This is a genomic window from Sphingomonas sp. AP28, from assembly GCF_056680455.1.
In genome coordinates this window covers 2,325,001-2,337,818 of sequence record NZ_CM155283.1, presented here as the reverse complement: position 1 = coordinate 2,337,818, position 12,818 = coordinate 2,325,001, and the positions used below count along the sequence as shown (strand labels likewise).

The window sequence follows — 12,818 nt, the reverse complement described above, 5'->3', positions numbered from 1 at the left end:
GGGCGAACAGCAACCTTGGACTTCGCTTTATCAAACCTTCGACGTCCGCAACGGCAATTCCGGCACCGGCGATGGCGTCGCGACAGGATGCAGGTTAAGCGGACCGCATGAGGATGATCCGAACATTGACCGTTCACGATGCGGTCTAGTCCGATTACATCCCGCACCGTTTCCCCAGCTCTAGCCTTTTCGATCGCCGCGCTCGGCATCGGGCTGTTTTCCATGATGGACGCAGTGATGAAGTCACTCGTGCTGGCGATTGGCGTCTATAACGCATTGCTATGGCGGCAGATGATCAGCGTCGGGCTCGGCGCGGTCGCGTGGAGGCTCGGGAAGAGCGGACGGCCGAGCGGGCGCGCGTTGAAGCTGCATCTGGCGCGCGGGCTGGTGACGACGGCGATGGCGGTGCTGTTCTTCTGGGGGCTCGCACGCGTGCCGATGGCGCAGGCGATATCGCTGACCTACATAGCGCCGATCCTCGCGCTGCTGCTCGCCGCGGTCACGCTGGGCGAGCGCGTGGGGTGGAAGACCTTCGTCGCGTCGATCGCCGCGCTAGGCGGCGTGCTGGTGGTGATGATTGGGCAGGGACGGGAGGTGCCGGGGCCCGAGACGTTCCATGGGACGCTCGCGATCCTCGGCTCGGCGGTGCTGTACGCGGTCAACCTCGTGATCGCGCGGATGCAGAGCCAGGCGGCGCGGCCGGGGGAGATCGCCTTTTTCCAGGCGCTCGTCATCACCACGACGCTTGCGCTCGCCGCGCCGTGGCTCGCGGTGGTGCCCGAAGCGGTGCAATGGCCCAAGCTCATACTCGCCGCCGGGCTCGCGACCGCGTCGCTGTGGCTGCTCGGCTGGGCGTATGCGCACGGCGATACCGGGTTCCTCGCGACCACCGAATATACCTCGTTCGTCTATGCGGCCGTGCTGGGTTTCCTGGTGTTCGGCGAGCGGGTATCGGCGTTCACGCTGGCCGGCGCGGCGATCATCGTCGTCGCGTGCCTGTACGCAGCGCGAAGGCGTGACATCGCGCAGACATCGATCGAGGCTAGTGCATGACCGTCATCCGTTCCGCCACCGCTGCCGATGTCGGCACGATCCTGCGCTTCGTCCGCGAACTCGCCGCGTTCGAGCGAGAACCGGATGCCGTAGAGGCGACCGAAGCGATGCTGGAAGAGGCGTTGTTCGGGGAGCGGCCTGCTGCGGAGGCCGTGATCGCGGAGACCGCGCAAGGCCCCCTCGGGTTCGCGCTGTTCTTCCACAATTTCTCGACCTGGACCGGCAGGCGGGGGCTGTATCTCGAGGATCTGTACGTCACGCCCGAAGCGCGCGGGCAGGGGGTCGGCGGCGCGCTGCTATCACATCTGGCAGGGATCGCGATTGATCGCGGCTGCGCGCGGTTCGAATGGTCGGTGCTCGACTGGAACGCCGACGCGATCGCGTTCTACCGGAAGGTCGGCGCGGTCGGGATGGAGGACTGGACGATCCAGCGGATGTCCGGGGATGCTTTGGTAAAGCTCGCTGGCCGGTAGATCGAAGCGTCGTCCCGCTCCCCTCCCTGGAAGGGAGGGGCTGGGGGTGGGTTGGCCGGTTTTAGCCACTCCCTCACCACTGCCGGGTATGCGGAAGCCGACCCACCCCCGGACCCCTCCCTTCCAGGGAGGGGGGCGGCCAGGGCGTCCCCTACGACGGTCCTACCCCTTCACGTCGATGTTCATCGCGATCGAGATGCGGTCGCCGGTGCCTAGGTGCGGCCGGACGCCGTGGCGGAGCCAGGCGGGAAACAGGATCAGGTCGCCCGCCTCGGTCGGCAGGCGGCGCTCGACCGGTTGCGGCTGCCCGTCGATCCCGACGAGCCTAAACCCCGGCAGCCGCATGAACGGTACCGGGAAGCGCGGGTCCTCGAAGAACAGCTCGCCGCCCGCCTCACCGGACACCGGCGCGACGCCCATGTCGATATAATAGACCGCGGCCCAGAGCACGCCGGGATGCGCGTGGCTCATGTTGAGCGCGCCGGGCGGCGACACGTTCGCCCACATCTTGACGGTCCACTCCACCGTCGCCGCATCCCGCCCATCGAAATGCGACGCGCGCTTTGCCATCTTCACCGCGGTATCGGCAAGCGCCGCCGCAGCCGGGCCGCCCCAGTCGAGCATGTCGGTGGCCGAATGCCAGCCCCCGACATTGGATCGGGCAAGGCTTGGCGCGGCGGCGTAGCGATCGAGGATCGCGGTGCGCAACGCCGCGGTCAGGGCTGCGGCATCGGCCAGCCGTCCGTGCAGGATCGGCGTCTCGTACAGTCCGATCTGCGCCGCGCGGACGCGGATACCATCGAACGTACGCGACGCCGTGGTCACGCGATCAGCGTCCGGCGACGTCGTGGTCGTGTGGTTCTTCACCCTGCGCCTTGGCGGCGTTGTAGCGCTCGATCGCCTCGACGGTCACGCGCTTGGCTTCGTCGGCATCGCCCCACTTGCCGACACGGACCCACTTCTTCTTCTCCAGGTCCTTGTAGTGCGTGAAGAAATGCTCGATCTGCTCGAACACGATCTCGGGCATGTCGCCGCGCTCGCCGATGTTGGCGTAATACGGGAACACCGCGTCGACCGGTACGCAGACCAGCTTCTCGTCACCGCCAGCTTCGTCTTCCAGGTTCAGCACCGCGATCGGCCGCGCGCGGACGACGCAGCCCGGAATGAACGGTGAGCGCGCGATCACGAGCGCGTCGAGCGGATCGCCATCGGGGCTGAGCGTGTGCGGTACGAAGCCGTAGTTCGCGGGATAGCGCATCGGCGTGTGCAGGATGCGATCGACGAACAGCGCGCCCGACGCCTTGTCGAACTCGTACTTCACGGGCTCGCCGCCGGTCGGCACCTCGATGATGACGTTGAGGTCTTCCGGGGGATTCTTGCCGGTCGGGATGAGGTCGATACGCATGGCGGTCCTTTCGAATATGACGGTGCCGGCGCTCCTCGTCAGGGGAGCGGCCGGCACCGGTAGATTTCAAAGGCTCAACGCGGCGTCAGCAGCTTGTCGAGCCCGCCGTCACCTGTACCCACCTTCTGCAGCCGCGGATAGCGCGGGCCGTCATGGTAATCGAGCGAGATATCCCGGAATCGGTCATTGTTCTTTACAGTCAGGCGGATCGGCACCTTGGTACCCTTAGCCGCGAGGATCGCCGCCTTGATCCGGTCGGACGAATAGGCCTCCGAATTGACCGCCTCGATCTCGGTGCCGACGTCGAGACCCGCCTTGAACGCCGGGCTGTCCCAGATCGACGAGGTGACCACGCCGTCCTTGTTGATCACCATGCCCAGCGAATAGCTGACATCGGTGCCGCGGCTCTTCTCCGCCTGCTTCAGATAGGGGCTCTGCTCGGGGCCGTAGACCAGCTTGTAGCCGTTCATCGCGAAGCCGTTGATCGGCGCGGGCTTGCCCGTCTCGGTCAGGCGCGTGTTCAGGAACGTCGCCCAGTCATAGGGGACGATGCCGTTCAGCGTCTTCGCGACGTCGGCGAAGGTGTAGGTGAGCTCGCCGTAATCGCCGTCACGGACGCCGAAGAACGCCTTGGCGAAATCGTCGATCGACTTGGTCCCGTTCGACTTCTGGCGAAGCATCGCGTCGACTTCCATCCAGACCATCAGGCCCTCGTTGTAGTAATCCTCCGAGCGCTGCCAGCTGGTCCAGCCCTTCGGCTTGCGTGCCGAGATCACCGGATCGTTGGTCGTGTCGATCAGCGGACGCCACTGGCGACCCGGCGCGGTATCGTAGATGCCGAGGATCGAGGCATAGCCATCGAGCGTGTCCTGCTTGCTGACCAGCCCCGAGCGCGCCTGGAGCACATAGCCCCAGAACTGCGTCTGGCCTTCGTACACCCACAGCAGCGAATCGCGCATCGGCGTGCGGAAGTCCGGGGTCCACAGGTCGGCGCCGCGGCGGAACTTGCCGTCCCAGCTATGCGTGAACTCGTGCGGCAACAGGTTGCGCGCCGCGGCGCCGGTTTCCCATTCGGTGAAATAGCCGGGGCGGACGCCGTTCTCGGAGCTGCGGTGATGCTCCAGCCCGATCCCGCCGAGCTGGTCGGTGATCGACAGCAGGAATTCGTAATGATCGTAATGCTGCGCGCCGAACGTCTTGGCGGCCTGGTCGACGAGGCGCTTGTGCGCGTCGATCTGCTCGGGCTTGGCGGCGAGCTGGTCGGGGCTGTCGGCGAAGACGTTCAGGTCGACGCGGGGGGAGAGCGGCCAGACCTTGCCGTACTTGCCCGCGAGCGTCGGCGAATCGACAAGGATCTCGTAGTTGGTCGTGTCGTAGCTGTAGGTCGAGCCCGATACTTTCGCCGGTACCGCACCAGCAGCAGTCCAGCCCGCCGGGTAGGTAACGGTCATCTTGATCGGGATCTGGCGGGTGAAATAGCCAGCCGGGTACAGGCTGACGAGGTTCGGCTGGAGGCTGATCATCGTCGGCGTCATGACGATACGGCCCTGGTCGCCCTTGGTCGCGGAGATGAACTGGAATTCGGCGACCACCGACTTCGCGCCGGTCGGCACGTCGATGTGGAACGCGAAGACATCGACCGGATCACGCGTCCAGGGGAGGATCTTGCCGTTCGCGCGGATCACGAGGCCCGCGAGTTTCTCGATCTCGCCGCGTGGGGAATGCGCGCCGGGGAGCCACTTCGGATAGAGCAGCGCCATCGGACCGGATTTGGCGACCGGGATGGTCTGCTTCACGCGGAAGATGCCGCGCTCGGTATCGGTCGCATCGACATCGAGCAGCAGCGTGCCGGGGTAGGGCGTGTCGACCGCGTCGGGGATGGTGTCGACGAACGGCACCGGCTGTGGTGCGGTGTTGCCTGCTGGAACCTGCGATACCGCAGGAATAGCGGACGCGAGCAGGGATGCGACGATAAGCTTGCGGATCAAGGAAGGGCCTTCCGGCTGAGAGACGATGACCCGAGGTGTAATCGCGATAAAGGGCAGCCGTCCAGTCCTTTACCCGGTACCCTCAGCCAGCACTCCCGAGCACGTTGATCGTGAACGCCAGCACGCCGATATTGAACACGAACGCCGCCATGCACTGGCCGAGCGCGGCTTTGCGCACCCGGCGCGAGGTGATCTCGACGTCGGAGGTCTGGAACGTCATCCCCAGCGTGAACGCGAAATAGGCGAAGTCCCAGTAGTCGGGCTCGTCGCAACTCGGGAAGTCGAGACCCTTCGCGTCTTTCCCGTCCGGATCGTCGACATAGTAGAGATGCGCATAGTGCAGCGTGTAGATCATGTTCGAGAACAGCCACGCGAGCGCCAGCGTCGAGATCGTCAGCGCAATTCCGACCGCGTCGTTCTTGCCCTGCAATTCCTTCGCCACCGCGACCAGGATGACGAGCATGATCGTCCCGCTGAACCCGAGCAGCACCGCGCGGTTGGCGTCGTTCTCTTCCGCCGCGCGACGCATCCGGGCGGCGGTGGCGTTGCGGAACAAGGTCGAGACCGCGATCAGGAACACGATCGCCGCGACGTCGAACGCCGCCATCGTGCCCCGCCCGAGCCCGAACCGCGGGATCAGCGCGGCGAGGCCTATCGCGAAGACCAGCACGAACAGGATGAAGCGCGGCGGGGCAACGCGTTGGCCGAGGCCCCAATATCTGGGTTTGTCGTTCATGCCACAGCGCTAGCGCTTAGCGGGGACGTCGCCTAGATACGCGCGCATCATGGCCAAGACAGAAACTCCGCGCCGCATCCGTGGCACCCAGGACATTTTCGGCGACGAGCAGCGCCGGTTCGCGCATGTCCTGTCGACGTTCGAGCGCGTGCGGGCGCTGTATTGCTTCCAGCGCGTCGATATCCCGGTGTTCGAGTCGACGGCGGTGTTCACGCGCTCGCTCGGCGAGACGACCGATGTCGTGTCGAAGGAGATGTACACGTTCGAGGATCGCGGCGGGGACTCGCTCACGCTCCGCCCGGAGTTCACCGCCGGCATCGCCCGCGCCTATCTGACCGAAGGCTGGCAGCAGTTCGCGCCGCTGAAGCTCACCACCAGCGGTCCGGTGTTCCGCTACGAGCGCCCGCAAAAGGGGCGCTTCCGCCAGTTCCACCAGATCGACGCCGAGGTGATCGGTGCGGCTGAACCAGCGGCGGACGTCGAGCTGCTCGTGCTCGCGGACCAGTTGCTGCGCGAACTCGGCATTTCCGAGGGCGTGACGTTGCAGCTCAACACGCTGGGCGACGCGGCGACGCGCGACGCCTGGCGCGAGGCGCTGGTCGCGCATTTCGAAGCGCATCGCGGGGAATTGTCCGAGGACAGCCTGACCCGGCTCGAGAAGAACCCGATGCGGATCCTCGATTCGAAGGACCCCCGCGACCGCCCGATCGCCGACAGCGCGCCGGACATCGACGCGTATCTGACGGACGAGGCACGCGCATTCTTCGAAGCAGTGACCGCCGGGCTCGATGCGGCGGGTGTCGCGTGGGAGCGCAACGCGCGGCTGGTCCGCGGCCTCGATTACTACCGCCACACCGCGTTCGAGTTCGTGACGGACCGGCTGGGCTCGCAGGGGACCGTGCTGGCCGGCGGGCGGTATGACGGGCTGATCGGGTCGCTCGGTGGGCCTGAGACGACTGGCGTTGGCTGGGCCGCGGGTGTCGAGCGATTGGCTATGCTGATTGATTTGCCGGCGGTGCCCGAGGTCGACGTCGCGGTTGTTGCCGAAGCTCAAGAGTTTGAGTCTGCGGCTACTAAGCTGACGGCAGCACTTCGGCGAGCAGGCTTTACCGTGGAAGTGAGTGTCACCGGAAACCCGAAAAAGCGGTACGAGAAGGCGCTTAGGACGAACCCGGCCTACGCGATCTCATTGTCCCGCAGAGACGGCTTCGTGAGCATTAACGAACGCGGCTTGAGGGCCAAATTTCACCCCGATCAGTTCAGGGCGATCATCGACTCGGCTACCGGCGGTCTTGAATGATCCAGATCTCCCCCGACCGCATCCGCGCGATCGAGGCGCGGCGTGACGAGCTGCAAGCGCTGATGTCGACCGGCGATCTCCCCTCCGATCGCTTCGTCGCGGTGTCGAAGGAATATGCCGAGCTCGAACCGGTTGCCCAGGCCGCCACCGAGGTGCGCCGGTTGCGGCAGGAGGCCGAAAGCCTCGCGTTCATGGCGGAGGACGCCGACGACGAACTCCGCGCGATGGCGTCGGACGAGCTGCACGAGAACCGCACGCTGCTCGAGACCGCGGACCGCAAACTCGCGCTCGCGCTGTTGCCGCGCGACTCCGCCGACGAGCGCTCGGCGATGCTCGAAGTCCGCGCCGGCACCGGTGGCGACGAGGCGGCGCTGTTCGCGGGCGACCTGTTCCGGATGTACCAGCGCTATGCCGAATCGCAGGGCTGGCGGGTAGAGATGATCTCCGGATCGTCGTCCGACGCGGGCGGCTTCAAGGAAGTCGTCGCCAGCGTCACCGGCCAGGGCGTGTTCGCCAAATTGAAGTTCGAAAGCGGCGTCCACCGCGTCCAGCGCGTGCCCACGACCGAGGCGGGCGGCCGGATCCACACCTCGGCGGCCACTGTCGCGGTGCTGCCCGAGGCGGAGGAGGTCGACGTCAAGATCGACGACAAAGACCTGCGCATCGACGTCTATCGCTCGTCGGGGCCGGGGGGGCAGTCGGTCAACACGACGGACTCGGCGGTGCGGATCGTCCACATCCCGACCGGGCTGACGGTGATCCAGCAGGACGAGAAGTCGCAGCACAAGAACAAGGCCAAGGCCCTCCGCGTGCTGCGGACGCGGCTGTACGAGGCGGAGCGCGACCGGCTGCATGCCGAGCGGGCGGGGGCGCGGAAATCGATGGTTGGCTCGGGCGATCGCTCGGAGCGGATCCGGACGTACAACTTCCCGCAAGGCCGCGTGACCGATCACCGCATCAATCTGACGCTGCACCGCCTGCCGGAAATCGTCGCAGGCGAGATGGACGAACTGATCGGCGCCCTGGTCGCGCAGGACGAAGCGGACCGCCTGGCCCAGCTGGATGGCTGAGCTTTCCTGCTTCCCCCCCTCCCGCAAGCGGGAGGGGGCCGGGGGGTGGGCTCGCGGCTGGTTCCAGGCGGGCGTTGAGCTCGGGTCTTGCGACTTATCGCAGCCCGAGCGTCCGCGGTGAACGCGTGCCCACCCCCCAACCCCCTCCCGCAAGCGGGCGGGGGGGTAAGGACGGCGCTCGCCACCGCCGCCGCACAGTTCGCGTTCTCCGCCACCCCGCGCCTCGACGCGGAACTCCTGATGGCGCACGCGCTCGGCGTCGAGCGCAACGCGATCCTCCTCGACCCGGATCGCTACACCGTCCCCGAGACCTTCCCCGCACTCGTCGACCGCCGTCTCGGCCACGAGCCAATCGCCTATATAACCGGCACCCGCGGCTTCTGGTCGATCGACCTCGCCGTCGGCCCCGGCGCACTCGTCCCCCGCGCCGACAGCGAAACCCTCCTGATCGCCGCCCAAGCGCACTTCGCCGGCCGCGCCCCCGCAACGATACTCGACCTCGGCACCGGCCCCGGCACATTGCTCCTCGCGGCTCTCGACGAATGGCCTGCACAAGGCCTCGGCGTCGACTATTCCCCCCAAGCGCTCGCCTACGCCTGCGCCAACGCCGCAACCCTCGGCATGGCCGACCGCGCGCAGTTCATCCGCGGCAGCTGGGCCAGCGCGATCGTCGGCCAGTTCGACCTGATCCTCGCCAACCCGCCCTACATCGCCACCGACGAACTCCTCCCAGCCGAAGTCCAGAACCACGAACCCCACGCCGCGCTCTTCGCCGGCAGCGACGGGCTCGACGACTACCGTATCCTCGCCAAACAACTCCCCGCGCTGATCGCCCCCGACGGCGCGGCGGTGATCGAGATCGGTTCGACGCAGGCTCCCCCCGTCACCGCGTTGCTCGAAGCGCAGGGTCTGCACGTCGCGCTCCACGACGACTATGGCGGCAACCCTCGTGCGCTGGTCGCGACCCACGCCCCAGCGACTTGAACAATATGGCGCTAAACCTCACATTTCGCTTGTAGTGGGTCCCTTGCGGACGCTATCACGCGGGCAGGGGCACGCAATCTCGACATCATGGTCGGTTTTGAGCGTTGACCCGCATCCTTCGCTTTGCGGTCGCTGCAGTCCGGCGGCCCTGGCAAGTTCGACGCACCGATCTCGTGTAGATCGTCGGTGCGCGACGGGGGTTTGCACCGCATTTCGGAGCACGACCAGATTTTGGTTCGACGACTGAGGACACAAGCTTGATCAACAACCGGCAAGCCGGCCGCCGTCGCGGTCGTGGCAACAATAATAATGGCGGCGGCGGTAGTGGTGGCGGTCAACGCCAGGGTGGCGGCGGCGGCGGCCAGGGTGGTCGCGATACCGGCAACCGTATCGACAGCCGCGCGCGTGGCAACGCGAGCCAGCTGTACGAGAAGTACAAGAACCTCGCGCGCGACGCGCAGCAGCAGGGCGACCGCGTCAACATCGAATATTACCTCCAGTTCGCGGATCATTATTTCCGCGTCCTGAGCGAAACCCGCGCCCGCTTCGAAGAGAGCCAGCCGCAGGCGCAGCAGCAGCCGCGCCGCCAGCAGCCGTTCGATCTCGACGGTGACGACGATTACGGCGACGAGGGCGAACCGATCCGCTCCGGCGAGCAGCAGGGTGCGCCCGAGCAGGCGCGTGGCGAGAATGGCGGCCAGCAGAATGGCCAGTACCAGAACGCGCCCCGCCAGAATCGTGAAGGCCAGAATCGCGAAGACCGCCCTCAGCGCGACGATCGACCGCAGCGCGAAGAGCGCCCGCGGTATGAGAACAACCGCTACGAGGGCCAGCGTAACGATGGCCCCCGTAACGAGGCTCAGCGCAACGAGAGTCAGCCGCGCAACGAAGGCCAGCGCGAAGACCGCGTCCGTGGCGAGAACTCGCGCAACCAGCGCAACGCCCAGCCACGTGATGCCCAGTCGCGCGACGACCGTAATGGCGAAGAGCAGGGTCAGGCTCGCGAAGCGCAGGCGCGTGAGGCGCAGTCGCTCGAGGCTCAGCCCCGTGAAACGCAGCCCCGTGAAACGCAGGCCCGTGATACGCAGACCCGCGACGAGCAGGTCCGCGAGCCCCGCAGCGAGTACCGTGACGCCCCACAGCGTGAGACGATCCGCCGCACGCCCCGCGTCAGCGCACCGGTCGCCAACGCAAACCAGGATTCGGAAGCCGACGCGGTCCGCTCGGTCACCGAAGCTGCGGAGCAGGCTGCCCAGCCGACCGAAACCGCCGAGACCACGGCACCCGTCGCCGCGACCGAGGAGCAGCCTCGCCGTCGCGGTCGCCCGCGCCGCGATCGCAGCCTCGACGCTCCTGCCGCGCAGGACGAAGGTGCGCCGACTGCATTCGACGCGGACCGCCTGCCGCCATCGCTCGGCATCTCGGCAATGACGCCGGCGCCAGCGCAGGCACCGGCAACGGCGGCCCCCGCCGCCGATGCCGCGCCCGAGGAGAAGCCCCGCCGTCGTCGCGTTCGCGCGGTACCGGACGAGGTCGCGGGCTGAACCTGGGGTCCCGGACCGCTTCGGGATCACGCTAAGATCTGAAAAAGGCCGGTGCCGCTTCACGCGACACCGGCCTTTTTCATGCCCGCCGTCATGCCCGTCGCGCGGTCAATCGATCCGCGTCACGTCCTCGTCATGCCCGCTTCCCGAACTGAGGAAGGCGAGCCCCATCAACAGTCCGGCCATCATCACCGATCCGCCGACACCGCCCATCACCGCGAGCATCGTCACGAGGTGCAGCGGCCCTTGCACATGCGCCATCGCCACGATGATTGCCGCGACACAGATCGCCGCCGCCAGCACCATCCACGCCATGATGCCCCGGAACCGTGCCCACGCGAATGCAGCATAGTGCGGGTCGTCCAACCCGGCCGGCGGTTCAGGCAGTCGATCGGTCATCGCTTCACATTGCCGCGCAAACATGGTTTCCTCAAGCCAGGCGCAATAGACGCAGTTGAGGAGAGGCGAAGATGACGATCGCGGCGATCCTGAAGGACAAGGGCGACATACAGTCGCTGAGCCCCGATTCTACCGTGGCCGAGGCGGTGGCGCTGCTCGCGGAAAAGCGGATCGGCGCGGCGCCGGTGCTCGATGGCGGCAAGGTCGTCGGGATATTTTCCGAACGCGATGTCATCCACTGCCTGCAATCGGATGGTGCGGCGGCGCTCGAACGGCGGATCGGCGACGTGATGACGACCGCGGTGAAGTCAATCGGGCCCGGCGAGTCGGCGATCGGCGCGCTGTCGCTGATGACCCAGCGCCGCATCCGCCACCTGCCGGTGATCGACGGCGAAACGCTGGTCGGGTTCGTCTCGATCGGCGATTTGGTCAAATACCGCATCGACCGGATCGAGGCCGACGCCGCGGCGATGCGCGAGTATATCCAGTCCGCCTAGGCTGATGGGGCTGGGTTAGGCGGCGACCGGCTGCTTCCGCGCAACCGCGATCAGTTCACGCACGGTCGCCCGCGCAAAGATCAGCATCCACGCAGCATAGACCGCTGCGCCGATCGCGACGAGCACCACCAGTCGCCAGTGCGCGTCGAGCGGTGGCAATGCGCGATCCACCAAGCCGACGATCAGCGCCATCGCGATCGCCGCCAAGGCCGGCGATGCGACCGCGCGGACCACGTCGCGCGCGCGAACGCCGATCACCGGCAGCGTCCGCCACGCGCTGATCCCCAGGTAGAAGGGATAGGCCGTGATCCACGCCACCCCCATGCCGGTCGGGCCCCATTGCACGCCGACCAGGAACGCGCTGGTCAGGATCAGCGCACCGACCGCGCCATTCTGGACGCCGATCCCCGGACGGCCGCGCGCATCGGATGCCGGCGTGAACAGAACCTGCAACGTCATGAACGGCATCGCCAGCGCGAGCAGGTGCACGATCGGCGCCGTCTCCCGCCATTTGTCGCCCAGCACGGTCAGTACCAGCGGCTCGGCGGTCGCGGCCAGCCCCATGTAGAACGGCATCGCGACGATCATCACCATCCGGACGCCCTTAACGAAGGCGCGCCCGATCGCGTCGGGATCGGCCTGCATCCGCGCATAGGCGGAGAAGGCGACCTCGTTCAGCGGCGGCACGAACTTCGACACGAAGATCTGTGTCAGGAACAGGCTCGTCGTATAGATTCCCAGCGTATGCGCGGAGAAGCTGCGTCCGGCGATGAAAACGTCGGTCTCGCTCTGCAGGAACCAGAACAGCTGCCCCGCCGCCATCACGCCGCCATAGCGCCCGATCGTCCCCGCGCCACGAAAGTCGAAACTCGGCCACACGAGCGACCGCGCGCTCCACGTCATCATCGCCCCGCGCACGCTGAACAGCACGATCGGCGCGATCACGAGCGTCCAGACGCCAAGTCCGTACAGCGCACCACCCAAAGCGACGCTGGCGGAGGCGATCGACGCGGTGATGTTCGCCTTCGCCTGATGGCGAAAGTCCATCGACCTGGAGAGCAGCGCGTACGGCAACGCGATGAAGGGCGTCGTCAGATACAGCAGCGCCTGTACCCGGAGCATGTCGCCGACGATCGGCTGCCGGTAATAGGCCGACGCAAGCGGCGCGAGCGACACCTGTATGATGGCCAGCGTGACGTTGAGAAGAATCAGCATGCCGAACAGCTGGCGAACTTCCCGCTCGGTAATCGTCTTCTGCTGGATCAGTCCGCTGGCAAGACCATAGCCGTTGAGCATCCCCATGAAGGTCAGGATGACCTGGCACATCGCGAACAGGCCGTAATCCGATGGCGCCAGGATACGGATGACG

The 12,818-nt window shown here is 66.6% G+C and carries 13 protein-coding genes (1 of these 13 running past the window's edge); 7 read left to right on the top strand and 6 right to left on the bottom strand.

The window, feature by feature from the left end; all coding sequences use genetic code 11:
* Positions 1-138: 138 nt before the first annotated feature.
* Entirely contained in the window at positions 139-1,053 is a 915-nt protein-coding gene (locus AC1MH0_RS10635) for a DMT family transporter (RefSeq protein WP_480962753.1), read from the top strand.
* A complete protein-coding gene (locus AC1MH0_RS10630) occupies positions 1,050-1,526 on the top strand; it encodes an N-acetyltransferase family protein (RefSeq protein ID WP_480962752.1) in 477 nt (158 codons plus the stop codon). Before AC1MH0_RS10635 ends, AC1MH0_RS10630 begins: the two co-directional genes overlap by 4 nt.
* A gap of 162 nt (positions 1,527-1,688) precedes the next feature.
* Here the strand turns inward: AC1MH0_RS10630 and AC1MH0_RS10625 are convergent, their stop codons facing one another.
* The 4 genes from AC1MH0_RS10625 to AC1MH0_RS10610 form a co-directional block, all read right to left on the bottom strand.
* Entirely contained in the window at positions 1,689-2,351 is a 663-nt protein-coding gene (locus AC1MH0_RS10625; protein ID WP_480962751.1) for a TIGR02466 family protein, read from the bottom strand.
* A 4-nt stretch (positions 2,352-2,355) separates the two neighbouring features.
* A complete protein-coding gene (gene ppa, locus AC1MH0_RS10620) occupies positions 2,356-2,931 on the bottom strand; it encodes an inorganic diphosphatase (protein WP_480962750.1) in 576 nt (191 codons plus the stop codon).
* Between the two features lie 74 nt (positions 2,932-3,005).
* On the bottom strand, positions 3,006-4,919 hold the full coding sequence (locus AC1MH0_RS10615; protein WP_480962749.1) for a M61 family metallopeptidase: 1,914 nt from the start codon (positions 4,917-4,919) through the stop codon (positions 3,006-3,008).
* 82 nt (positions 4,920-5,001) lie between these two features.
* On the bottom strand, positions 5,002-5,655 hold the full coding sequence (locus AC1MH0_RS10610; protein WP_480962748.1) for a DUF1345 domain-containing protein: 654 nt from the start codon (positions 5,653-5,655) through the stop codon (positions 5,002-5,004).
* Between the two features lie 49 nt (positions 5,656-5,704).
* Here AC1MH0_RS10610 and hisS point away from each other — a divergent pair, with 49 nt between their 5' ends.
* The 4 genes from hisS (at position 5,705) to AC1MH0_RS10590 (ending at position 10,553) form a co-directional block, all read left to right on the top strand.
* On the top strand, positions 5,705-6,955 hold the full coding sequence (gene hisS / locus AC1MH0_RS10605; RefSeq protein ID WP_480962747.1) for a histidine--tRNA ligase: 1,251 nt from the start codon (positions 5,705-5,707) through the stop codon (positions 6,953-6,955).
* Entirely contained in the window at positions 6,952-8,025 is a 1,074-nt protein-coding gene (gene prfA / locus AC1MH0_RS10600) for a peptide chain release factor 1 (RefSeq protein WP_480962746.1), read from the top strand. Before hisS ends, prfA begins: the two co-directional genes overlap by 4 nt.
* 117 nt (positions 8,026-8,142) lie before the next feature.
* Entirely contained in the window at positions 8,143-9,009 is an 867-nt protein-coding gene (prmC, locus tag AC1MH0_RS10595) for a peptide chain release factor N(5)-glutamine methyltransferase (protein ID WP_480965726.1), read from the top strand.
* Positions 9,010-9,266: 257 nt separating this feature from the next.
* Positions 9,267-10,553 (top strand): DUF4167 domain-containing protein, encoded by a 1,287-nt coding sequence (locus AC1MH0_RS10590; protein WP_480962745.1) that lies wholly within the window; start codon positions 9,267-9,269, stop codon positions 10,551-10,553.
* Between the two features lie 108 nt (positions 10,554-10,661).
* Here AC1MH0_RS10590 and AC1MH0_RS10585 read toward each other — a convergent pair whose 3' ends face one another.
* Complete coding sequence (locus tag AC1MH0_RS10585; RefSeq protein WP_480962744.1) at positions 10,662-10,952, bottom strand: hypothetical protein; 291 nt, start codon at positions 10,950-10,952, stop codon at positions 10,662-10,664.
* Between the two features lie 71 nt (positions 10,953-11,023).
* Between AC1MH0_RS10585 and AC1MH0_RS10580 the strand changes: the two genes are divergently transcribed.
* Positions 11,024-11,449 carry a CBS domain-containing protein gene (locus AC1MH0_RS10580; protein ID WP_480962743.1) on the top strand — a complete coding sequence of 142 codons (426 nt, stop codon included), beginning with the start codon at positions 11,024-11,026 and terminating at the stop codon, positions 11,447-11,449.
* Between the two features lie 15 nt (positions 11,450-11,464).
* Here AC1MH0_RS10580 and AC1MH0_RS10575 read toward each other — a convergent pair whose 3' ends face one another.
* Positions 11,465-12,818 carry the 3' portion of a lipopolysaccharide biosynthesis protein gene (locus AC1MH0_RS10575; protein ID WP_480965725.1) on the bottom strand. The gene runs 146 nt beyond the window's last position, so 1,354 of the gene's 1,500 nt are visible here — the last part of the coding sequence; the start codon falls outside the window, past its right edge — the gene reads right to left on this strand; its stop codon occupies positions 11,465-11,467.

What these genes read in the sequence shown, in the direction of transcription:
- AC1MH0_RS10585 (WP_480962744.1), bottom strand. Translation starts at nt 10,952, where the DNA reads ATGACCGATCGACTGCCTGAACCGCCGGCCGGGTTGGACGACCCGCAC.
- prfA (WP_480962746.1), top strand. Translation starts at nt 6,952, where the DNA reads ATGATCCAGATCTCCCCCGACCGCATCCGCGCGATCGAGGCGCGGCGT.
- ppa (WP_480962750.1), bottom strand. Translation starts at nt 2,931, where the DNA reads ATGCGTATCGACCTCATCCCGACCGGCAAGAATCCCCCGGAAGACCTC.
- AC1MH0_RS10610 (WP_480962748.1), bottom strand. Translation starts at nt 5,655, where the DNA reads ATGAACGACAAACCCAGATATTGGGGCCTCGGCCAACGCGTTGCCCCG.
- hisS (WP_480962747.1), top strand. Translation starts at nt 5,705, where the DNA reads ATGGCCAAGACAGAAACTCCGCGCCGCATCCGTGGCACCCAGGACATT.
- AC1MH0_RS10580 (WP_480962743.1), top strand. Translation starts at nt 11,024, where the DNA reads ATGACGATCGCGGCGATCCTGAAGGACAAGGGCGACATACAGTCGCTG.
- AC1MH0_RS10635 (WP_480962753.1), top strand. Translation starts at nt 139, where the DNA reads ATGCGGTCTAGTCCGATTACATCCCGCACCGTTTCCCCAGCTCTAGCC.
- AC1MH0_RS10630 (WP_480962752.1), top strand. Translation starts at nt 1,050, where the DNA reads ATGACCGTCATCCGTTCCGCCACCGCTGCCGATGTCGGCACGATCCTG.